The organism is Streptomyces sp. NPDC093984 (assembly GCF_044764595.1).
Lineage (GTDB): Bacteria > Actinomycetota > Actinomycetes > Streptomycetales > Streptomycetaceae > Streptomyces > Streptomyces cynarae.
Genome location: NZ_JBIWIM010000001.1, coordinates 979,105 through 1,000,104, shown reverse-complemented (window position 1 = coordinate 1,000,104; position 21,000 = coordinate 979,105). Strand labels below are relative to the sequence as shown.

Genomic DNA, 21,000 nt, shown 5'->3' with positions numbered 1-21,000 from the left:
GACGTCCCTGCGGCGCGGCTGTTTATTTGGGGTCAAACGAATTGGAGGTGGGGACATGACCCGCGAGCCCCAAGCAGCTGTCGTCGCCGGCGTGACCGTTGACACCCGGCACTGGATCGGCGGCGAACGCGTCGCCTCCACGGAGACGTTCGTCGACATCTCCCCGATCGACGGCAGCGTCCTGGGCGAGATCTCCCGGGGCACAGCGATGGAGGCGGCGGCCGCGGTGGCCGCCGCGAAGGCTGCTTTCCCCGGCTGGGCCGCCACCCCGCGTGCGGAGCGCGCCCGGGTCCTGCACGCGATCGCCGACGGTGTGGAGAAGCGGCTTGAGGACCTGGCGATCGTCGAGACATGCGACAACGGAGCCCTGCTCCGCTCCCACCGGCGCGGTGTGATGCCCCGGGTCGCCCACAACTTCCGCTTCTTCGCCAACTGGCTGCTGGAGCTGGACCACGAGGACTTCGAAACGCGCGGCCACACCAACCACGTCAGCTGGGACCCGGCCGGGCCCTGCGTGCTGATCACCCCGTGGAACGCCCCGCTGATGCTGGCCACCTGGAAGGTCGCCCCCGCCTTGGCGGCCGGCAACACGGTGGTCCTCAAGCCCGCCGAGTGGTCACCCCTGACCGCCTTGCTGCTGGCCGACATCGCCGCCGAGGCGGGACTGCCCGCCGGTGTCCTCAACGTGGTGCAGGGCTACGGCGCGGAGATCGGCGACGCGCTGACCTCGCACCCGGACGTGCGCCGGATCAGCTTCACCGGCTCCGTGCCCACGGCGCAGCGGATCGCGGCGTCGGCCGCTGCCAACCTCACTCCGCTCAGCCTCGAACTGGGTGGCAAGTCACCGCTGCTGGTGTTCGCCGATGCCGACCTGGACCTCGCCGTCGACCTTGCGGTGGAGCAGTACGACAACGCCGGCCAGGTGTGTCTGGCGGGCACCCGCCTGCTGGTCGAGGAGTCGATCGAGGAGGAGTTCACCCGCCGCTTCGTCGAGAGGGCGAGTGCGCTCAAGCAGGGTGACCCGCGCGATGAGGCCACCGACGTCGGCCCCAACATCCACGCTCGTCAGCTCGAGAAGATCGACGGCTTCGTGCAGCGGGCGCTCGCCGCCGGGGCCAGGGCCGTCATCGGAGGGCACCGCAAGGAGGGCCTGTACTACGCGCCGACCCTCCTCACCGACGTCGCCCAGGACTCGGAGATCGTGCAGGAGGAGGTCTTCGGCCCGGTCCTGACGCTGCAGACCTTCACCACCGAGCAGGAAGCCGTCCGCCTCGCCAACGGCACCCGCTTCGGGCTGGCCGCCACCGTCGCCACCGGTGACCCGGAGCGTGCCGAGCGCATCAGTGGACAACTGGTGGCGGGCACGGTGTGGATCAACTGCTTCTTCGTCCGCGACCTCCAGGCACCCTTCGGCGGCTCACGCCGGTCGGGAGTCGGCCGCGAGGGCGGCACCTGGAGCTTCGACTTCTACTGCGACCTGAAGAACACCGTGACTGCCCCGAAGGGATTCGCGAACCATGGGTGAGATCGTCGGGGCGGGCCTGCTCGCCCACGTCCCCACCATCGTGCTCCCGAAGGAGGAGCGCCTGGCGCTGAACGAGGGCAAGGAGATCACCCTCGTCACCGGCCTCGAACAGCTGCGCAGGGACGTCTTCGAAAGCGACGACTACGACACCGTCGTCGTGCTGGACTCCCACTGGGCGACGACCGTGGAGTTCGTGGTGACGGCGCAGGACCGGCGGGCAGGGCTGTTCACCTCCGAGGAGCTGCCGCGCGGCATGTGCCGGATGCCGTACGACTTCCCCGGCGACCCCGAACTCGCCCACAACGTCGCGTCGTTCGCCGACAAGCACGGCACGTTCATCACGGCGATCGACGACGCCTACCTGCCGATCTTCTACGCGACCATCAACCTCTGGAAGTTCCTCGGCGAGGGCCTGCCCGACAAGCGGTGGGTGACCATCGGCGTCTGCCAGACCGGCGATATGGAGGACCACTTCCGTCTCGGCCGGGCCCTGGCCGACGGCATCGCCGCCACCCCGGGGCGACGGGTGGTACTGATCGCTTCCGGCGCCCTTTCGCACACGTTCTGGCCGCTGCGCGAGATCCGCGACCACGAGGCCGGCGACCCCATCCACATCTTCACCCCTGAGGCGCGCGCGGCCGACGAGGAGCGGATCGCCTGGTTCAAGGACGGCCGGCACGACAAGATCCTCGACACCATGGACGAGTTCTGGAAGTTCAAGCCGGAGGCGAAGTTCTTCCACTACCTGATGATGGCCGGCGCGCTCGGTGAGCGGACGTGCGTGGCGAAGGCCCGCCAGTACGGCGAGTACGAGAACTCCGTCGGCACCGGCCAGGTCCATCTGTGGTTCGACCGCCCCGCCGACGGCTGGACCGGCACCGGCCTGCCCGCCTCCCCGTCCCCGCGCACCCCGCACAGCCGTACCTAGGAGTCCCGTCATGCCCGAGTACCGCCGCATCCTGCTGGACGGCGCCGCTGTCCAGGTCACCGTCGACGGGGACGAGCTGGTCGCCGGCGACGGCCGCCGAGTGAAGACCGACGAGGCCCGCCACCTGCCCCCGGTCGTCCCCTCCAAGGTGATCGCCGTCCACCTCAACCACCGCAGCCGCGTCGACGAGTTCCGGATCGGCCTGCCCGACACACCCACCTACTTCCACAAGCCGACCTCGGCGCTGAATTCCCACAAGGGCGCGATCGTCCGCCCCGAGGGCTGCAAGTGGCTCAACTACGAGGGCGAGGTCGCCATCGTCATCGGGAAGACGGCACGCAACATCGCGCCGGACCAGGCGGGGGAGTACATCGCCGGCTACACCATCGCCAACGACTACGGCCTGCACGACTTCCGCGACACCGACGCCGGCTCCATGCTCCGTGTGAAGGGCTCCGACACCCTCTGCCCGCTCGGCCCCGGCCTGGTCACCGACTGGGACTTCCACGGCAAGGCGCTGCGCACCTACGTCAACGGCGAGGTCGTCCAGGACGGCTCGACGGACGAGATGACGTGGGACATGCACTACCTCGTCGCCGACATCGCCCGCACCATCACCCTGTACCCCGGCGACGTACTCTTGTCCGGCACCCCCGCCAACTCGCGCCCCGTCCGGCCCGGCGACGTCGTCGAGGTCGAGGTCGAGGGCCTCGGCCGGCTCACCAACCACATCGTCACCGGCCCCATCCCGATCCGCAACGACGTCGGTGCCCAGCCCGCCGAGTCCGAGGAAGTGCTGTCCACCGCGCTGGGCGGCGACTGGGAGTTCCGCGGCATCCGCCCGCCCAGGCGCTGAGCCCGCACCACGTCAACGCGAGACACACGGAGGAGTGACGAGATGGATCTGAACAAGTGGCTGGCCGCGGCGGTCGCGTCGAACGCAGAGTGGGGGAAGACCTTCGGCCCCTTCGACCCGCACCCGGCACTGGCCGTCGACGACAGCGGGTTCGCCGCCGCGTTCGAGGTCTTCACCGAGCGGCTGAAGGACAACTACCCCTTCTTCCATCCCCGCTACGCGGGGCAGATGCTCAAGCCGCCGCACCCGGCGGCCGTGGTCGGCTACCTGACCGCGATGCTGATCAACCCCAACAACCACGCACTGGACGGCGGGCCGGCCACCGCCGCGATGGAGCGTGAGGTGGTCCAGCAGCTGGCCACGATGTTCGGCTACGACACCCACCTCGGGCACCTGACCACCAGCGGCACGATCGCCAACCTCGAAGCTCTCTTCGTGGCCCGCGAGCTGCACCCGGGCAAGGGCATCGCGTACAGCACCGAGGCCCACTACACGCACGGCCGGATGTGCGGCGTTCTCGGGGTGGAGGGCTTTCCCGTCCCCACCGACGACCTCGGCCGCATGGACCTCGACGCGCTGGAGGAGCTGCTGCGCGGCGGGCGGGTCGGCACGGTCGTGCTCACCACCGGTACCACCGGGCTCGGTGCCGTCGAGCCGGTCCACGAGGCGCTGGCGCTGCGCGAACGTTACGGCGTGCGGATCCACGTCGACGCCGCCTACGGCGGATTCTTCACCCTGCTGGCCGGCGCGGACGGTCCCGAGGGCCTGCCGGCCGAGCCCTGGCAGGCCGTCGCCCAGGCCGACTCCATCGTGGTGGATCCGCACAAGCACGGCCTTCAGCCCTACGGCTGCGGCGCCGTCCTCTTCCGCGATCCCTCGGTCGGGCGGTTCTACCTGCACGACTCGCCGTACACCTACTTCACCTCCGAGGAACTGCACCTGGGCGAGATCAGCCTGGAGTGCTCCCGGGCGGGCGCGGCGGCTGCCGCGCTGTGGCTCACCTTCCAGCTGCTGCCGCCCACCCGCGAAGGGCTGGGGCAGGTGCTGGCGGCCGGCCGACGGGCGGCGCTCCGCTGGGCGGAACTCATCGAGGCCTCCGAGCACCTGGAGCTCTACCAGGCCCCGCAGCTCGACATCGTCAGCTACTTCCCGGTGACCGCCCGCAACACCCTCTCCGAGATCGACGCGGCCAGCAACCGGATCCTGCAGGAAGGGATGACCGACAGCCAGGACCCGGTCTTCCTCAGCACACTCCGCGTCGGCGCCCAGCGCTTCACCGCCGGCCACCCGAAGGTCACCGCGGACGCCGACGGCGCGCGGCTCCTGCGCAGCGTGCTGATGAAGCCCGAATCCGAGGGCTACGTCGAGCATCTGCACGAGCGTGTGGAGCGGCTCGCCCGCTCATGACCGCCTCCGGCGTCGTCAGCTCACCGCGGCCGTGCTCAGCGGTGAGCCGGTACCGAAGGCGCTGGGCCCCGGCATCTCGCGACGGCGACCTCCTTCTCCGTCCGCCGCATCCACCGCAGGTGGCGTATCGCCACCACGATCTGTCTCAGGAGCGTGACGACATGGCCAGTGTGCATGGCTACTTCCACCCCAAGACGGCGACCGGCGCCTCGTCGCTGATCCCCGCCCCGCCCTGGCGCTACTCCGGCGATCTGCTCACCGTCGAGTACCGCACCGACCCCGCCCGGGTGCGGGAACTGCTGCCGGAGCCGCTGGAGCTCGCCGACGAGGACCCCGGCGCCGTCGCGCTGATCTGGGCCGACTGGCAGTCCTGCTCGGCGTCGGGCGAGGAACTGCTGGACCCGGTGCTCGCCCAGTACAAGGAGGCGTTCGCCGTCGTCCGCTGTACGTACAAGGGCCGGACCTACACCCGCTGTGTGTACATCTGGGTCGACAAGGACTTCGCGATCGCCCGCGGACTGCACCAGGGCTACCCGAAGAAGCTCGGCTCCATCCACCAGACCCGCCCGCACCCCTACGGGCCGGCTCCCCGCATCGAGGCCGGGGCACGGTTCGGCGCGACCCTCGCCGCCGCCGACCGGCGCCTGGCCCAGGCCGTGGTCACCCTGCGCGAGCCGTCCGCCACCAACGGCTTCGTCAACGGCCACCCCATGGCCCACCACCGCTGGTTGCCCTCGATCGAGAAGGGCAAGGGGCTCGCGCTGGACGAGCTGATCGAATCCGGAGCCGCCTCCTTCGAGGGCGGTCAGCCCTGGGTCGGCGACGCCGATGTGGAGCTGTTCGAGTCGCCGACCGAGGAGCTGGCCCGGCTGGAGATCCGCGAGCCGATCGCCGCGTACTACCGCCAGGTCGGCGTGGTGTGGGACGGCGGGCGGCTGCTGGAGTCCGGCACCTCCGGCGCCGAATAAGCCGAGTAAAGGGCCATCCGGAGACACCCATGCGCAACGTCACCCATGAGGAACTGCTGACCCGGGCCAAGGAACTCCACCTGCCCACCCAGCACCACATCGACGGCCGTCCCGAAGGCGGCAGCGGCGCGACATTCGCCGTCGTCGCGCCCCGCGACGGACAGGTCCTCACCCACGTCGCCGACGCGGGTGAGGCCGAGGTCGATCTAGCGGTCGCGGCCGCGCGCCGCGCCTTCGACTCCGGCCCCTGGCCGCGCCTGGCCCCCGCCGACCGCGGCCGGACCCTGCTGCGGATCGCCGAACTCCTCGAAGAGCGGCGCGAGGAACTGGCGCTCACGGTCAGCCTGGAGATGGGCAAGCCCATCACCGACGCGTACGACATCGAACTGCGCGCCGTCGTCAACACGTTCCGCTGGTACGGGCAGCTGGCCGACAAGCTGGCCGACTTCTCCCCGCACACCGCCCCCGGCACCCTCGCCCTCGTGACGCGGGAGCCTGCCGGGGTGGTCGGCGCGGTCGTACCGTGGAACTTCCCGCTCACGCTGGCCGGCTGGAAAGTCGCTCCGGCCCTGGCCGCGGGCTGCACCGTCGTCCTGAAGCCGTCCGAGTCGTCACCGCTGTCGGCCCTGCTGCTGGGCCGAATCGGTACCGACGCCGGGCTGCCCCCGGGCGTCCTGAACGTCGTCACCGGTGACGGCCCGACCGCCGGCCGGGCGATCGGCCGGCACCCGGACGTCGACGTCCTGGCCTTCACCGGCTCCACCGCCGTCGGCCGCCACTTCCTGCACTACGCCGCGGACTCCAACCTCAAGCGCGTCTGGCTGGAGCTCGGCGGCAAGTCGCCCAACATCGTCCTTCCCGACGCCCCGGACCTCGAGAAGGCCGCCGCCACCGCAGCCTGGGGAATCTTCTTCAACCAGGGTGAGATGTGCACCGCCCCCTCACGGCTCCTCGTGCACTCCTCCATCGCCGAGCAGGTCACCGACGCCGTGGTCCGGCGGGCGCGGGAACTGAAGGTCGGAGATCCCCTCGACCCGGCGACCGAGATGGGTGCCCTGGTCTCGCAGGCCCACCTGGACCGCGTCCTCGACCACGTCGCCACCGGCCAGGCGGAGGGCGCCCGGCTGCTCACCGGCGGGGAGCGCACCCTGACCTCCTCCGGCGGCAGCTTCGTGCAGCCCACCGTCCTCGACCGCGTCGACCCCGGCATGCGGCTGGCCCGCGAGGAGATCTTCGGCCCCGTGCTGTCCGTACTCACCTTCGACGACCTCGACGAGGCGGTCCACCTGGCCAACGCCACCGAGTACGGCCTCGCCGCCGGCCTGTGGACCTCCGACCTGTCCACCGCCCACCGGGTCTCCCGCGCGCTCAAGGCTGGAACGGTCTGGGTCAACTGCTACGAGGAGGGCGACCTGGCCGTGCCGTTCGGCGGCATGAAGCAGTCCGGCAACGGCCGGGACAAGTCCCTCCACGCCCTGGAGAAGTACACCGAGCTCAAGACCACCTGGATCCAGCTGTGACACGCCCGTTGATAGCCGTCCCGGCCCGCTTCTCCGCCACCACCTCCGCGCTGCGGTACTCCGCCGAGGTCAACGCCCGGGCGCTGATCGAGGCCGTGTGGCGGGCGGGCGGCGAACCGGTGAGCATCCACCCGTCGGACTGCGCCGACACGGCCGTCGCCGCCCGGCTCGCCCGCTTCGACGGCGTCCTGCTCCCCGGCGGCGGCGACATCGCCCCACACCGCTACGGCGCCGCCGACACCCACGACAGCGTCTACGACGTCGACGACCTCCAGGACGCATTCGACATCGCAGTCGCTCGGCGAGCACTGGAGTCGGGGATCCCGTTGCTGGCGATCTGCCGAGGTCTCCAGGTCGTCAACGTCGCCCTCGGCGGCAGCCTCCACCAGGACATGGGCGGTCCCGACCGCGAGCACCGGCATCTGCTGCACCCGGTGACCATCCGCCGAGGGACGCGGACGGCGCGCGCAGTGGGTGGCGACAAGGTCGAAGCGTCCTGCTACCACCACCAGCGGGTCGACCGCCTGGGCAATGGCCTGACCGTGGCAGCCACCGCCGAGGACGGCACCGTCGAAGCGCTCGAACTGCCCGCCGCCGGCGGCTGGTTCACGGCCGTGCAGTGGCACCCGGAGGACACCGCGCACCATGACCCCTCCCAGCAGAACCTTTTCGACGCCCTGGTCCGCAACGCCCGCTCCTGCTGAGCCCTCCGGATGGAGCTCAAGCTGCCCACCGCTGCGTTTCTCCCACTCCGCATGGAGGGTGTCTCCAGCCGGTCGTCCAGCTCGGGGCGCGCCCAAGTACGGGAAGCACGGCGCCGGGCCGCCGCGGTCGCGGGCCGGCGGAGAGACCGCCGTGGCGAGTCCGGCGCCCGTGCTGTCGCCGACGGCGGGCCGCGTGGGCTGGTACGCGGGCAGGTTCGCCGTCATCGCCTACCGCTGCGTGCCCTGTGCGTTGTGAGGGGTGCGTGCTGGTACGGCACGCGCCCCCGGATCAGCGGTGCGGGTGCAGCGGCCGGAAGTAGTGGGTCAGCGCCCAGGTGCCGATCCGCTTGCCGGTCTGGGTCCCGGCCACGTCCGCCGAGCGGAAGTGGATTCCGGCCCACACACGCGCGTCGATCACGTCCTGGTCGAGCTGGTCGGCGTATGCGTAGTGCCGGGTGGTGCCGGTGATCTCGGACGGGATGTTCAGGTCCAGCCGTGTGGTGCCGAGGATGCCGCTGAGGGTCCGGGTCACCGCGCCGGTGACCGTGGTGTGGCCGCTGAGGTAGTCCGGGTGCGGTGGCGTGACGAGCAGCGGCTGCCACTGCGGGTCGGCCTGGGTCGCGGGGTTGCCGTCGGTGTCGGCCAGTTGGACGGCGGTGATGGGCCGCCAGCGTCCGTACCGGAGCTTGGCGTCCCAGGCGGTGATGACGGCGTCGGTCGCCGACGTGTTCGCCGCGGCGAACACGCGTGCCGTCTCGGCGATGCCCAGGTGGTGCCGGTCGGTGTAGTCCCTGAGCGCCGCCTGGATCTGTGTCACCAGACTGCCCCCGAAGAACAGGGCCGTCTCGGTCTGGAGCGCGGTGCGGGGCGAGCCGGTCTTCGCGCCCATGCTCTTCACCTCGTTCAGGTCCTGGGCATAGCGCGCCGAGGGCAGGGCGGGTGGCGGGCCGGGACGGAACTGGTCCGGGGTGAGCAGCAGCATCGGGCGCAGTCTGCCGAGCCAGGGGTCGATGAAGGGCAGACGGCCGGGCGGGGTGGGCCGCCAGACACCGGGCGCCGGCGGGGTGGTGAACTGCACGGGCGCGTACCGGCCGTCGCCTTCGCGCAGGGCGATGATGCGGTCGGCGGCACGCTCTCCGAAGTCCACGCCCTGTGTCTTCGCCGTGCCGTCGGGAATCCTGGCGAGCCAGTCGGCGTAGGCGGCGTCGAGCCCGGCCCGGGAGGCGGGGAAGTAGGTGAGCAGGACACGGTGCGCCGCGGCCACGGCCGCCGCCTCGGGCGATGCGGTGGAGGGGCCGCGTTCCCGCCACTTGTACGGGGCGTAGTCGCCCTGGATGCCTACCACGGCGTTGTAGACGGCGGCCGAGACGAACCCGTGCCAGATGACCGCCTGCCCCGATGGGCGGGTGGGGCCGAGGTTGGTGGCGATGGTGTCGGTGGCGATGGCGTTCCACGCGCGGATCGCCGCGGGGTCCGCCGCAGGGACCGCGTGACGGGCGGCGGTGGCCGGGGACCCGGTCAGGACGGTGACGACGAGAAGCAGAAGTGAGGTGACGGCGCCGAGGGCGGCGGACCTGCCGGAACGAGAAGCTTCCATGACCGGCATAACCGTCCGGCGTGCGCATGGTCACGCCGCTTGGGCGAGGCGCGTGCCGTGCGCACGGCACGCTCCCCGGCCGTCAGCTCACCGTGCAGGTCTGGTCGTTCAGCTTGAAGGCCGTGGGTTTCGTGTTTGACCCCGACCAGCTCCCCGTGAACCCGAAACTCACGGACGAGCCCCCGGCCACTTGGGCGTTCCAGCCCAGGTTCTTCACTGTCACCGCCGACCCCGATGCCGGGGACGAAACCGCCGCCGTCGATACGGGCGTTCTTCCAGGTGTAGGTGTCGGCGGCGAGCGTCGCAGCCTTCGGGCTGCTCGTGGCCAGCGCGGGCGGGGTGCCGGCGAGGAGGCCGGCGGCGAGCGCGAACACGGCAGTGAGGATGCGGCCGCTATGGGGGGTTCCTCGCACGGTGGGGGACCTTCCTTCCGTGAGGAGGGCGCGACAACCGGGCGGACCCCAGTGCGGGTGAGGTCCGCCCGGCTTCGGTACGCGAAGCGTTAGCGGGGACTTATTCGAGGAGCTCCGCGTACGAGCCCATGGCCAGGGCGATGTCCGCCTGGGCCCAGAACCGGTGGTACGTGAACGACGGCGCGGCCCCGCCCTTGAGGTAGGCCTCGATCTTCGACCAGGCCGGGTCGTTCTTGTAGAAGGACCTCAGCGAGGTGAAGGTGGACGAGGAGTTGATCGCGTCGCCGTTCGGCATCGTGCCGCTCCAGCCGCTCGGCACGTACACCGTGTCGCCGAAGCGGTTGCAGTCGGCGCGCGTCTCGGGGACGGCGATGCCCAGGCTGTCCTGGTAGTTGCTCCACATGCCGTCCAGCAGCGCCTTCGCCGTCGACTTCGCCGCCGCGTCACCGGACTTGGCGGCGTAGTACGTCAGCGTCTTCGCGTACGCGGCTGCCACGCCCACGTCGTTGGTGTAGTCCGCGACGGTGACGTGCAGCCCGCTGTTGGAGCCGGGCGACGACGGGTTCCAGGTGTCCGGCTGGCCCGACCACTGGAGCGTGGAGGGGATCCGGTACGAGCCGTCCGGGTTGATCGTGGTCTTGGACAGAGCCCACTTCACCCACTTGTCGAGGATCGCCTTCGCCGCGGCGTTCCCCGTCTGCTGGTAGTACTCCGCGACCCGCTCCATCGACCACGCCTGGAAGCCGAACCACTGGTTGGACGGCGGGTCGTGGTAGACGGGCTGCCAGTCGTAGTACATGCCGTAGAAGGTCGACGTGCCGGCCGGCGGGGTGGCGTACCGGCCCTGCCAGCTGTTGGTCGCGCCGCCCGCGATGGCGCCCTCGGACGACTGCAGCCACTGGTAGAACTCCAGTTGGCGCTGCAGCGACTTGGTCCAGTCCGAGGCGCCCGTCGCCGACTTGGGCTTCAGGTCGGCGTAACTGCTGAGCGCGTACGCGGCGAGCGGGTTCTGGTAGCCGCCGTGGACGTGGCTGGAGCCGATGCGCCAGGCCCAGCCCGCGGAGGTGTCCAGGGCGCCGCCCCAGGCGTAGTACCAGGACAGCAGGTAGTGCGAGGCGTCCTTGCCGGTGCCCGCCGGGCAGGACGTGGCCCCCACGCAGTTGCCGACCTTCTTGAAGTACTTGTCGTACATCGCGTAGCGCAGGTAGTCGCCCATCTTCGCGGCCTTGCCCACGGTCGCGGAGACGTCACCGCCCTTGCCCTGCTGTTTGGCCCACACGTCCGCCCAGTACGCGGCCTGCACGGCGCGCGCGTCGGCGTCCGGCGCGTCGGTGAACTTCCACTGCTTGGCGTACGAAGAGTCGCCGGTGAACAGGTCGAGGTACCCGTTCCTGCCGCCGTACTTGAAGGAGTCGCAGGTCGGCTGCGGCACCGTCTCCCACACCGACTCCTGCGGGCCGCGCTGGAAGGTGTTGATGTACGACGGTCCTGTGGCCGTCGGGCCCGCCTCGCACTTGCCGGGCTCGTTGCCGTACCCGTAGACGTTGTCGACGTCCTGCAGCCAGTGCATGCCGTAGACGTCGTCCGTGCCGTACGCGCTCTTCAGCTCGCCCGCGATCGGGTCCGAGCCGACCGGGACGGACGTGTCGAGCTTCGCCGGGTACTCGTTCGGGGTGTCCAGCTCGGGGGCGTAGGTCGCGGGCTTGGAGGCGTCGTAGAAGGAGTTGGTCGGCTGGTCGGCGTGGGTCGGGATCATGTATTTCTCCATCAGACCCCAGGCGCCGTTGAACTTCGACCAGTCGCCCGTCACCTTGCCGTACATGGCCTGCAGCCACAGCAGATAGCTGTACGCCTCCGACGTCGTCTCATGGCCCTGGTCCGGCGCCTCGACGATCAGCGTCTCCACCGAGTGGTAGGGGATGCCCTCGGGAGAGAAGTAGCCGTTCGCCGGGTTGGTGATCTTGCCGTAGAGGTCCAGGAAGCGGGCGTCGTACGCCTTCGTGGCCGCCAGCTCCGTGACGGTCACCGTGGCCTTGGTGTAGCCGGTCGCGGAGGCGGTGAAGGTGGCCGAGCCCGTACCGGAGGAGTCCGCCGTGATGGTCACCGTCTGGGCCGTGTTCCAGTTGGACGGCGTGAAGGTGAGCGAGGAGCCACCGGTGACGGACAGGCCCGTGTTGCCGTCCGTGCGGGCTACCGAAACCGTCACGTTCGCGCTCGGCTGCTTCGACAGCGTGACGCCGAACGTGCCCGTCCTGCCCTGCTGGACGCCGAGCTGGGTCGGCGAGGCCACCACGGCGGGACCCGAGGCGACCGTGATGCCGACCGGCGTGGACTCCGCCGACGCACCCAGGCTGTCGTACGCCTTCGCCACCAGGGAATGACTGCCCACGGGCAGGCTTGAGACCGAGAGCGAGTAGGGCGCGCTCGTGTCCGTGCCCAGCAGCGTCGTGTCGTCGTAGAACTCGACCTTGCTGATCGTCGCGTTGTCGGCGGCGGCCGCGGTGGCCGCGAGCGGGACCGCGTCGCCCTGGGTGTAGACCGCGCCGGCGGCCGGGCTGGTCAGCACGGTGACCGGCGGCTGGTGGGCGCCCGCACACGTCGTGCCGTTGACGGCGAAGTTCGTCGGCGCCGCGTTCGTGCCGCTGTAGGTGAACTGCGCGCCCGTGTTCACGGCGGCCCCGGCGGCGATCGTGCCGTTCCAGGAGGCGTTCTTCACCGTGATCGACTTGCCGGACTGGGACCAGGTGCCGCTCCAGCCGTTGGTCAGCGTCTGGTTGCCCGTGTAGTCGTACGTCAGCGTCCAGCCGTTGACGGCGTCGGCGCCGCGGTTGGTGATCGTGAGGTCCGCGGTGAAGCCGGAGCCCCAGTCGTTGGTCTTGTAGTCGACGCTGCACTGAACTGCCGCCGCATGGGCGGGAGTCGGGCCGTTCGCGAGCATCGTCAGGGGGAGTGCGAGGGCCGCCACGGCGGCGGTCCAGAGCCGCCGCGCCACGCGGCGTCTCCGTCTTTGGGCCATGTGCTGGTTCCTCCTTGCGGCTCGGAGCAGAGGTGGGGGGAGCAACAAGCCTTGAACCAGTGGGAGCGCTCCCATATTGGGGAGGGGGTCAAGAGGGGTCAAGGTGCTTGAAGAGTCGAAAAGATTCGACACGGTGTGCTGAAGGAAAGTCAGCGACTCCTCTGTTCTTTGCCGTCACTTGGCGCTACCTTCACCGGCACCAGTGGGAGCGACTCCATCAGTCGACGCGTCCGTCACGGGCGCGCCCGAGCTGCAAGGACTCGCTCATGCGACACCCCCCTCGTTCAGCGCTCTTACTCGTGGCCGGCGCGGTCGCCGTCGTCGGCAGCGTGGTCGTCCCGGTGGTCACGGCCTCGGGCGCCGCCCCCGCGTGCACGGTGGAGTACTCCGTCACGAGCCAGTGGGACAGCGGCTTCCAAGGCGCCGTCAAGATCACCAACAACCGTGCCGCGGTGAGTGGCTGGGCGCTCACCTTCGACTTCGCGGGCGGTCAGAAGGTCAGCCAGGGCTGGAACGCCAAGTGGACCCAGTCCGGTACGACGGTGACCGCGACCAACGAGAGCTGGAACGGCTCGCTGGCCACCGGCGCGAGCGTCAGCGCCGGCTTCCTCGCCTCCTGGTCGGGGAGCAACGCCGCCCCGACGGCCTTCAAGCTCAACGGGACGACCTGCAACGTCGACTCCGAACCGACGCCCACGCCGCCCCCGACCGAGCCCCCGGCGAGCGGCTCGGCCCCGGCCCTGCACGTCTTGGGCAACAAGCTCGTGGACGCCGCCGGCAAGACCCGTCGCCTGCTCGGCGTGAACCGGTCCGGCGGCGAGTTCATGTGCGTCCAGGGCTACGGCATCTTCGACGGCCCGGTGGACGACGCGGCGATCAAGGCGATCGCCGACTGGAAGGCGAGCGCGGTCCGCATCCCGCTCAACGAGGAGTGCTGGCTGGGTCTTTCCAACGTCGAGCCGGAGTACGCGGGCGCCAACTACATCAAGGCCGTCAAGGACCTGGTGGCCCGCGTCGAGGCGCACGGCATGACGCCGATCGTCGAACTGCACTGGACCCACGGCCAGTACACCGGCAACTCGGCGGGTTGCTCCGATGTGCACGCCACCTGCCAGAAGCCCATGCCGGACGCCCAGTACACCCCGTCCTTCTGGTCGTCGGTCGCCAGCACGTTCAAGCAGGACCGGGCGGTGGCGTTCGACCTGTTCAACGAGCCGTATCCGGACCGGGCGACCTCCAGCGTCACGGACGCCTGGAAGTGCTGGAAGGACGGCGGCACCTGCCCCGGCATCTCCTACGAGGTCGCCGGAATGCAGGACCTGGTCGACGCGGTGCGCTCCACCGGCGCCGACAACGTGATCCTGGCCGGCGGACTGGCGTACTCCAACGACCTGAGCCAGTGGCTGACGTACAGGCCCAGCGACCCGGCGGGCAATCTCGTCGCCGCCTACCACGTCTACAACTTCAACACCTGCGCGAGCGAGAGCTGCTGGAACTCCACGCTCGCCCCGGTGGCGTCCCAGGTGCCGCTGGTGGCCGGGGAGATCGGTGAGAACACCTGCTCGCACGGGTTCGTCGACCAGGTCATGAAGTGGTTCGACGACCGGAACCTGTCCTACCTCGGCTGGACCTGGAACACCTGGGACTGCTCCTCCGGCCCGTCCCTGATCTCCAACTACGACGGAACGCCCACGTCGTACGGCACCGGGCTGCGCGACCACCTGCGCGCCCTCAACGGATAGTCCACGCAGTTCACGACCAGACAGGAACCCGCACTCATGAGTCGTACAAGAACGTCGTTACTGGCCGCGCTCGCCCTTGTCGCAGGCACGACCGGCACCGCGGTCGTCACCACCCCCGCGCACGCCGCCGTCCCCTGCACCGTCGACTACAAGGTGCAGAACCAGTGGGACACCGGCTTCACCGCCGCGGTCACCGTCACCAACAACTCGGCCGCCAAGTCGAGTTGGTCGGTGCAATGGTCGTACGCCGGAAACCAGAAGGTCACCAGCGGCTGGAACGCGAAGATCAGCCAGAGCGGGGCCGCCGTCACCGCCGCCAACGAGAGCTACAACGGCTCGCTGGCGACCGGCGGTTCGGTCAGCTTCGGCTTCAACGCCTCCTACGGCGGCACGAACGCGGTCCCGGCCACCTTCACGCTCGACGGCGTCACCTGCAACGTCGACGCGGGCGGCGGCAGCGGCGGGGGCACCGGAGGCGGCAGCGGCGGCGGCTCGGGCAGCCGCGTCGACAACCCGTACGCCGGCGCCAAGGTGTACGTGAACCCGGAGTGGTCCGCGAAGGCCGCCGCCGAGCCGGGCGGCACCCGCGTCTCCAATCAGCCCACCGGCGTCTGGCTCGACCGCATCGCCGCGATCAACGGCGCGAACGGCGGCATGGGCCTGCGCGCCCACCTCGACGAGGCGCTCAAGCAGAAGGGCACCGGCGAGGAGGTCGTCCAGCTCGTCGTCTACGACCTGCCCGGACGTGACTGCGCGGCCCTGGCCTCCAACGGTGAGCTGGGCCCCACGGAGATCGACAAGTACAAGACGCAGTTCATCGACCCCATCGCGAGGATCCTCTCCGACCCCAAGTACGCCTCGCTCCGGATCGTCACCACCATCGAGATCGACTCGCTGCCGAACCTGGTCACCAACACCGGCAGCCGCGCCACGGCCACCCCGCAGTGCGACACGATGAAGGCCAACGGCAACTACGTGAAGGGCGTCGGCTACGCGCTCGCCAAGCTCGGCGCGATCCCGAACGTCTACAACTACGTGGACGCCGGTCACCACGGCTGGCTCGGCTGGGACGACAACTTCGGCCCGGCGGCCGACCTGTTCAAGCAGGCGGCCACCAGCGAGGGCGCGACGGTCGACGACGTGGCGGGGTTCATCACCAACACGGCGAACTACAGCGCCCTGAAGGAGAACAACTTCACGATCAACGACACCGTGAACGGCACATCGGTGCGCCAGTCCAAGTGGGTGGACTGGAACCGGTACGTCGACGAGCTGTCGTACGCTCAGGCCTTCCGCGACAAGCTCGTCTCGGTCGGCTTCAACTCGAACATCGGCATGCTGATCGACACGTCCAGGAACGGCTGGGGCGGCTCGGCCCGGCCCACCGGCCCGGGCGCCAGGACGGACGTCGACACGTACGTCAACGGCGGGCGCTACGACCGGCGCATCCACATCGGCAACTGGTGCAACCAGGCGGGCGCCGGCCTCGGCGAGCGGCCGCAGGCCAACCCGGCCGCCGGGATCGACGCCTACGTGTGGATGAAGCCGCCGGGGGAGTCCGACGGTTCCAGCTCGGCGATCCCGAACGACGAGGGCAAGGGCTTCGACCGGATGTGCGACCCGACGTACACGGGCAACGCACGGAACAACAACAACATGTCGGGCGCCCTGCCGAACGCACCGCTGTCCGGGCACTGGTTCTCGGCCCAGTTCCAGCAGCTGATGCAGAACGCCTACCCGCCTCTGCCGTGACCGGGTGACGGGTCCTTGAGCGATCCGCCGGGTCAGCCCTCCCGGGCCAGACCCCGGCGGATCGCGAACTCGACCGGTGAGTAGTCGCCGTCCGGCCGCTGAGCTCGCTCCACCATCCGATCGTCCATGAGGCCATCGTCGGTGGCCGGCCGGCGGTGGCGCACCCCGTTTTTGCCGTACCGGCAACAGAAGTGGCCCCCTCACGGTGCGTCGGCGCAGGCTGACGGCACCGAGAAGAGAGGGTGACCACCATGGCGCACGAGCATCACGACCATCACGCGCACGCCGACGTCGACTGGGCCACGATGGCCCCGCTGCTGGAGTCGCAGGCCGAACTGCTCACCCCCATGTACCGGCGGATCGCGGGCTGGCTGGGAGAGCGCGGTGCGCGGCCGGGGCTGATCGTCGACGCCGGCAGTGGACCGGGAGCCGTCACCTGTGTCCTCGCCGAGGCCTTCCCGGACGCCCGGGTCGTGGCGGCCGACGGCTCCGAGCCGCTGCTGGAGCGCGCCCGTATGCGGGCCGCCCGGCTGGGGCTCGCCGACCGCTTCAGCACTCTGGCCGGTGAACTCCCGGGTGTCCTCGAGGCGTTGGAGTACCCGGCGGACCTGCTGTGGGCGAGTCGCAGCCTGCACCACCTCGGTGACCAGCGCGCGGCGCTCGCCGCTTTCGCGGATCATCTCGCTCCCGGCGGGGTCCTGGCCCTGCTGGAGGGCGGCCTGCCCCCGCGTTCGCTCCCGCGTGACATCGGCATCGGACGCCCGGGCCTGGAGGCCCGGCTGGACGCGGTGGAGACCGAGCGGTTCACCGCGATGCGAGCGGAGCTGCCCGGCGCGGTCGCGGAGACCGAGGACTGGTCCGCGCTCATGACCTCCGTCGGGCTGCGCGCACCGGTGACCCGCACCTTCCTGTTCGAGCTGCCCGCCCCGCTCTCCGACGAGGCCCGCACCTGTGTCGTCGCCGAGTTCCAGCGCCGTCGCGACAAGCTCGCGGACGGCCTGGACGCGACGGACCGCGCGACCCTGGACCGCCTCCTGGACCCGGACGACAAGGCGAGCCTGTACCACCGCCCCGACGTCTACGTGCTGCAGGCGCACACGATGCACACGGCCGTCAAGGACTGACTCGGAGAGCGCTCCACGACCGGTCGGCCGGCCCGAGTGACGTACGCCGGGCGCCCCGTGGCGGGCGCCCGGCATCACGGACTCAGTTGTCCCGAATGAACTGCTTGGCCAGCGACTCACCGAGGGACACCGCCGCGCTGTGGCTCTCGATGGGTGATACCTGCGAGTTCTTGAACAGGATGTACGTCACGCCGGAGTCCGCGCCGCCGGTCGCCGGGTCGGGGTCGATGCCGAGCGCCTTCGCGGTGGCGTAGGACGCCTCGCCGATGATCTTCGTGGGGCCGGTGTCGCCGACGACCGCGTACTCGACCTTGTTGTTGTAGATCACGGCGACCACGCCACCGCCCTTGATGCCGGAGCTGGAGTACTTCCAGATGCTGCTGGCGCTCGGCACGACGACGTACGGCAGCGAGTCGGCGCGCAGCGGCTTGCCGTCGGACTGGTGGAACGCGGTGTCGTCCTGGAACCAGGGGTCGGTGTCGCCGTTGCACTTGCCGGTGACCTGGCCGTCGCAGTCGACGTCCATGTCGGCCTTCCAGAACACCGCGCCGTTCTTGCCGCAGACGGGGACGGTGGCCGAGGTCTCGTCGTCGGTCTTGTACTTGCCGTTCGATATCTGCGAACAGGACGTCACCTTGGCGAGGAGGTCGGCCGCGCTGACCGAGCCCTCCTGGGCGGACTTGGGTGCGGCTCCGGAGGCGTTCGCGGGGAGCACGGCGGTGGCGAGGAGTGCGGCGCCGGAGGCCGCGGCGAGGGTCAGTGGTCGAGTGCGCACTGTGGGGGACCCTTCTGTTAGGAAAGTTTCCTTACCAGGTGCCGTACAAGGTGGACCCGTCAGCATGCCCTCGTCAAGTCCCTGTCTTTTTTGCCGTCAGAGCCTACGGCGGACAGCGACGCGCCCCGGGTCGCCGTGGCGGCGGTCCGGGGCGCGTGGGTCGGTCGTCCGTCAGCCCATGTCGAACGTCGCGGGGTTCGGGCCGAGACGGCGGTCCTCGTTGAGCGCGCTGATCGCCGCCATGTCCTCGGTGTCCAGCGAGAAGTCGAAGACCTCGATGTTCTCCCTGATCCGGGCCGGGGTCACGGACTTGGGAATCACGATGTTGCCGAGCTGGACGTGCCAGCGCAGCACGATCTGGGCCGGGGTGCGGCCGTGCTTCTGTGCGATGGCGACGATCGCCGGCACCTCGAGGAGGCCCTTGCCCTGGCCGAGCGGCGACCAGGCCTCGGTCGCGATGCCCTGCTCCGCGTGGTACTCACGGGCGGCGTGCTGCTGTAGGTGCGGGTGCAGCTCGATCTGGTTGACCGCCGGGATGACGGAGGTGGCCTCGATCAGCGTCTCGAGGTGCTCCGGAAGGAAGTTGGAGACGCCGATCGCCCGGGCGCGGCCGTCCGCGTGGAGCTTCTCGAAGGCCCTGTACGTCTCGACGAACGTACCCCGCGACGGCAGCGGCCAGTGGATCAGGTACAGGTCCACGTAGTCCAGGCCGAGCTTCTCCAGCGACGCGTCGAAGGCGCGCAGCGTGGCGTCGTACCCCTGGTCGCTGTTCCAGAGCTTGGTGGTGATGAAGAGGTCCTCGCGGGGGATGGCGGACGCGGCGACCGCCTTGCCGACGCCCTCCTCGTTGCCGTAGATCGCCGCTGTGTCGATGCTGCGGTACCCGGCCTCCAGGGCGGTGGTGACCGCGCTCTCCGCCTCGTCGTCCGGCACCTGCCAGACGCCGAAGCCCAGCTGGGGCATCTCGACGCCGTTGTTCAGGATGATCGGGGGGACCTTGCTGCTCACGAGCTCTCGATCCTTCAGTCGTCGGGTGGTGCTCCTATCGTCAACGATCACCACCTTACGTGCATTCCTGACCGGCGGGTTCCCCGTCAAGTCGCGACGCCGACCACACATTGGCCGGAAATGGATCCGACCTCATCGGTCCGGACCATTGACCGGGCCACGCCATCCCGCAACTCTGTATCGCGGCACCGAACGCATTGCTGAACCCTGTGCATCCATGTGAACCGCGCGTCTGCCTGGAACTGCCTGGGCCCACTCACCCCCCACTCGCTGGAAAGCAGGTACGCACACATGAACGAGAAGGCGTACGCAGCCTGCCGGCTGAAGCAGAGCGCCCGGGAAACATCGGAGGAAAGGGGCCCGACAGGCCCCTGACTCACCGGGACCGCCAGGGGATGGTGACCCACGGAGGGCAACTCCTCGCCCTCGTACGGCAGTTGCCGGCAGACCCGTGGAGCTCGGGGACGGCACCGCGCATCCGAGCGGAGCCGGCTCAGGCGCCGCCGCCCCGCTCCCCAAGCGCCCCGGTCCCCCCCCGTCCGGGAGGCCGCCGAGCCACAGCGCGCTCGTGCCGCCAGCGCGCCCAGCGCGCCCAGCGCACCCATCGCATCCATCGCGCCCATCGCGCCCCACGCGAGCGTCCTCGCCAGGCTGCCCGTCGGCTCCGACGGATGCATCGACCTCACGACCTCACCGACCTCACCGACATCTCCGTCGGTACCGACATCGGCGACCACGCGTACTACGCCGACCGCACCCGGGCCGCCAACGACCTGCACGGCCTGGGCGCCTTCCCGATCACCAACGAGTAGCTCCGGACGACACATTCCTTCGCAGCGAGGTGAACAGTCATGAGTCCCACCAGAAGAACCCTGCTGAGCGCGGCCCTCGGCGGCACGGCGGCCGCGGCGGTCGGTCTGCCGGCGGCCACGGCGCGAGCGGCCTCCTGGCAGTTGAAGTGGTCCCCCTCGGCGAGGAACGACGGCCTCGGTGCCTTCGAGACCGTCGAGGACGACCGCGCCGACTCCCACCCGGCCGGGCACCCGCACATCTTCGCCACCGGCGACAACTGGCGCTTCAACATGCACACGGTCGACCGCGACACATCGACCGACCGGCAGCGCCAGGAGGTCACCGGGCTGCGCACGAGCAGCAGCAGTTACCTGAAGTGGACCGAGGGACAGACCTGGCGGATCACGTACTCGATGTACATCCCCAGCTCCCTGAAGGCGACCACCACCTTCACCCACATCATGCAGATGAAGCAGCCCGGCACCGGCACCTCCCCGATCGTCGTGCAGTCGCTGCGGCGCGTGAACGGCGTGCAGACCATCGAGCTGAAGCTGGCGATCGACGACATCCTGGTCAGCCGGACCAACCTGGAGCCGCTGCACGACAAATGGACCGACGTCGACTTCCAGATCAAGGTCGGCGACGGCTCGGCCGGCTCGGTCCGCTGGATCCTCAAGAGCGGCTCGACCACCGTCATCGACAAGTCGAAGACAGGCGTCGACACCTTCCTCGCCGACCGGGTGCGGCCCAAGTGGGGCATCTACCGCTCCCTGGGCGACACCTCCGGGTCCCTGCAGGACACCTACCTCCTGCTCACCGGCCTCCGCGGCTACCAACTGGCTTGATGAGCCGCGGTGGTCTGGAGAACCCCCG

The 21,000-nt window shown here is 70.0% G+C and carries 17 protein-coding genes and 1 pseudogene; 12 read left to right on the top strand and 6 right to left on the bottom strand.

The features are described 5' to 3' along the window. The first annotated feature begins 55 nt into the window (after window positions 1-55). From ACIRC0_RS04485 to ACIRC0_RS04455, 7 genes are all read left to right on the top strand, one after another. Window positions 56-1,525: an aldehyde dehydrogenase gene (locus tag ACIRC0_RS04485; protein WP_403611098.1), complete on the top strand. Its 1,470-nt coding sequence runs from the start codon at window positions 56-58 to the stop codon at window positions 1,523-1,525. Next, window positions 1,518-2,453: a 3,4-dihydroxyphenylacetate 2,3-dioxygenase gene (locus tag ACIRC0_RS04480; RefSeq protein ID WP_403611096.1), complete on the top strand. Its 936-nt coding sequence runs from the start codon at window positions 1,518-1,520 to the stop codon at window positions 2,451-2,453. The genes ACIRC0_RS04485 and ACIRC0_RS04480 overlap by 8 nt, the downstream gene beginning before the upstream one ends. Window positions 2,454-2,463: 10 nt before the next feature. After that, window positions 2,464-3,309, top strand: a complete 846-nt coding sequence (locus tag ACIRC0_RS04475) for a fumarylacetoacetate hydrolase family protein (protein ID WP_403611093.1) — start codon at window positions 2,464-2,466, stop codon at window positions 3,307-3,309. A gap of 42 nt (window positions 3,310-3,351) precedes the next feature. Next, entirely contained in the window at window positions 3,352-4,716 is a 1,365-nt protein-coding gene (locus ACIRC0_RS04470) for a pyridoxal phosphate-dependent decarboxylase family protein (protein ID WP_403611090.1), read from the top strand. A 161-nt stretch (window positions 4,717-4,877) separates the two neighbouring features. Then, complete coding sequence (locus ACIRC0_RS04465) at window positions 4,878-5,684, top strand: acetoacetate decarboxylase family protein (RefSeq protein WP_403611087.1); 807 nt, start codon at window positions 4,878-4,880, stop codon at window positions 5,682-5,684. Between the two features lie 29 nt (window positions 5,685-5,713). Further along, window positions 5,714-7,204 (top strand): aldehyde dehydrogenase, encoded by a 1,491-nt coding sequence (locus tag ACIRC0_RS04460; RefSeq protein ID WP_403611085.1) that lies wholly within the window; start codon window positions 5,714-5,716, stop codon window positions 7,202-7,204. Beyond that, window positions 7,201-7,908, top strand: coding sequence for a gamma-glutamyl-gamma-aminobutyrate hydrolase family protein (locus ACIRC0_RS04455; protein WP_403611083.1), 708 nt, complete (start codon window positions 7,201-7,203; stop codon window positions 7,906-7,908). Before ACIRC0_RS04460 ends, ACIRC0_RS04455 begins: the two co-directional genes overlap by 4 nt. A gap of 289 nt (window positions 7,909-8,197) precedes the next feature. On the opposite strand, the gene ACIRC0_RS04450 is transcribed toward ACIRC0_RS04455, so the two are convergent. From ACIRC0_RS04450 to ACIRC0_RS04435, 4 genes and pseudogenes are all read right to left on the bottom strand, one after another. After that, on the bottom strand, window positions 8,198-9,505 hold the full coding sequence (locus tag ACIRC0_RS04450; RefSeq protein ID WP_403611080.1) for a vanadium-dependent haloperoxidase: 1,308 nt from the start codon (window positions 9,503-9,505) through the stop codon (window positions 8,198-8,200). Window positions 9,506-9,587: 82 nt separating this feature from the next. After that, window positions 9,588-9,695 carry a cellulose binding domain-containing protein gene (locus tag ACIRC0_RS04445; RefSeq protein WP_403612702.1) on the bottom strand — a complete coding sequence of 36 codons (108 nt, stop codon included), beginning with the start codon at window positions 9,693-9,695 and terminating at the stop codon, window positions 9,588-9,590. 43 nt (window positions 9,696-9,738) lie between these two features. After that, window positions 9,739-9,918 (bottom strand): annotated as a pseudogene (locus ACIRC0_RS04440) (hypothetical protein); the annotation flags it as partial. A 100-nt stretch (window positions 9,919-10,018) separates the two neighbouring features. Continuing rightward, complete coding sequence (locus ACIRC0_RS04435; RefSeq protein WP_403611077.1) at window positions 10,019-12,934, bottom strand: glycoside hydrolase family 48 protein; 2,916 nt, start codon at window positions 12,932-12,934, stop codon at window positions 10,019-10,021. A gap of 266 nt (window positions 12,935-13,200) precedes the next feature. Between ACIRC0_RS04435 and ACIRC0_RS04430 the strand changes: the two genes are divergently transcribed. The 3 genes from ACIRC0_RS04430 (at window position 13,201) to ACIRC0_RS04420 (ending at window position 17,552) form a co-directional block, all read left to right on the top strand. After that, a complete protein-coding gene (locus ACIRC0_RS04430; protein ID WP_403611074.1) occupies window positions 13,201-14,676 on the top strand; it encodes a cellulose binding domain-containing protein in 1,476 nt (491 codons plus the stop codon). 36 nt (window positions 14,677-14,712) lie between these two features. Beyond that, window positions 14,713-16,428 (top strand): glycoside hydrolase family 6 protein, encoded by a 1,716-nt coding sequence (locus ACIRC0_RS04425; RefSeq protein ID WP_403611072.1) that lies wholly within the window; start codon window positions 14,713-14,715, stop codon window positions 16,426-16,428. A gap of 251 nt (window positions 16,429-16,679) precedes the next feature. Beyond that, complete coding sequence (locus ACIRC0_RS04420; protein WP_403611069.1) at window positions 16,680-17,552, top strand: class I SAM-dependent methyltransferase; 873 nt, start codon at window positions 16,680-16,682, stop codon at window positions 17,550-17,552. 82 nt (window positions 17,553-17,634) lie between these two features. On the opposite strand, the gene ACIRC0_RS04415 is transcribed toward ACIRC0_RS04420, so the two are convergent. Next, a complete protein-coding gene (locus tag ACIRC0_RS04415; RefSeq protein ID WP_403611066.1) occupies window positions 17,635-18,327 on the bottom strand; it encodes a glycoside hydrolase family 75 protein in 693 nt (230 codons plus the stop codon). Between the two features lie 171 nt (window positions 18,328-18,498). After that, window positions 18,499-19,335: an aldo/keto reductase gene (locus ACIRC0_RS04410; RefSeq protein ID WP_403611063.1), complete on the bottom strand. Its 837-nt coding sequence runs from the start codon at window positions 19,333-19,335 to the stop codon at window positions 18,499-18,501. Window positions 19,336-20,006: 671 nt separating this feature from the next. Between ACIRC0_RS04410 and ACIRC0_RS04405 the strand changes: the two genes are divergently transcribed. Beyond that, window positions 20,007-20,147, top strand: a complete 141-nt coding sequence (locus ACIRC0_RS04405) for a hypothetical protein (protein ID WP_403611060.1) — start codon at window positions 20,007-20,009, stop codon at window positions 20,145-20,147. A gap of 39 nt (window positions 20,148-20,186) precedes the next feature. Further along, complete coding sequence (locus ACIRC0_RS04400; protein ID WP_403611058.1) at window positions 20,187-20,972, top strand: heparin lyase I family protein; 786 nt, start codon at window positions 20,187-20,189, stop codon at window positions 20,970-20,972. Window positions 20,973-21,000: the final 28 nt, after the last annotated feature.

Coding starts and splice junctions, on each gene's coding strand:
- ACIRC0_RS04485 (WP_403611098.1), top strand. CDS start 56: ATGACCCGCGAGCCCCAAGCAGCTGTCGTCGCCGGCGTGACCGTTGAC.
- ACIRC0_RS04480 (WP_403611096.1), top strand. CDS start 1,518: ATGGGTGAGATCGTCGGGGCGGGCCTGCTCGCCCACGTCCCCACCATC.
- ACIRC0_RS04475 (WP_403611093.1), top strand. CDS start 2,464: ATGCCCGAGTACCGCCGCATCCTGCTGGACGGCGCCGCTGTCCAGGTC.
- ACIRC0_RS04470 (WP_403611090.1), top strand. CDS start 3,352: ATGGATCTGAACAAGTGGCTGGCCGCGGCGGTCGCGTCGAACGCAGAG.
- ACIRC0_RS04465 (WP_403611087.1), top strand. CDS start 4,878: ATGGCCAGTGTGCATGGCTACTTCCACCCCAAGACGGCGACCGGCGCC.
- ACIRC0_RS04460 (WP_403611085.1), top strand. CDS start 5,714: ATGCGCAACGTCACCCATGAGGAACTGCTGACCCGGGCCAAGGAACTC.
- ACIRC0_RS04450 (WP_403611080.1), bottom strand. CDS start 9,505: ATGGAAGCTTCTCGTTCCGGCAGGTCCGCCGCCCTCGGCGCCGTCACC.
- ACIRC0_RS04435 (WP_403611077.1), bottom strand. CDS start 12,934: ATGGCCCAAAGACGGAGACGCCGCGTGGCGCGGCGGCTCTGGACCGCC.
- ACIRC0_RS04430 (WP_403611074.1), top strand. CDS start 13,201: ATGCGACACCCCCCTCGTTCAGCGCTCTTACTCGTGGCCGGCGCGGTC.
- ACIRC0_RS04425 (WP_403611072.1), top strand. CDS start 14,713: ATGAGTCGTACAAGAACGTCGTTACTGGCCGCGCTCGCCCTTGTCGCA.
- ACIRC0_RS04420 (WP_403611069.1), top strand. CDS start 16,680: ATGGCGCACGAGCATCACGACCATCACGCGCACGCCGACGTCGACTGG.
- ACIRC0_RS04405 (WP_403611060.1), top strand. CDS start 20,007: ATGCATCGACCTCACGACCTCACCGACCTCACCGACATCTCCGTCGGT.
- ACIRC0_RS04400 (WP_403611058.1), top strand. CDS start 20,187: ATGAGTCCCACCAGAAGAACCCTGCTGAGCGCGGCCCTCGGCGGCACG.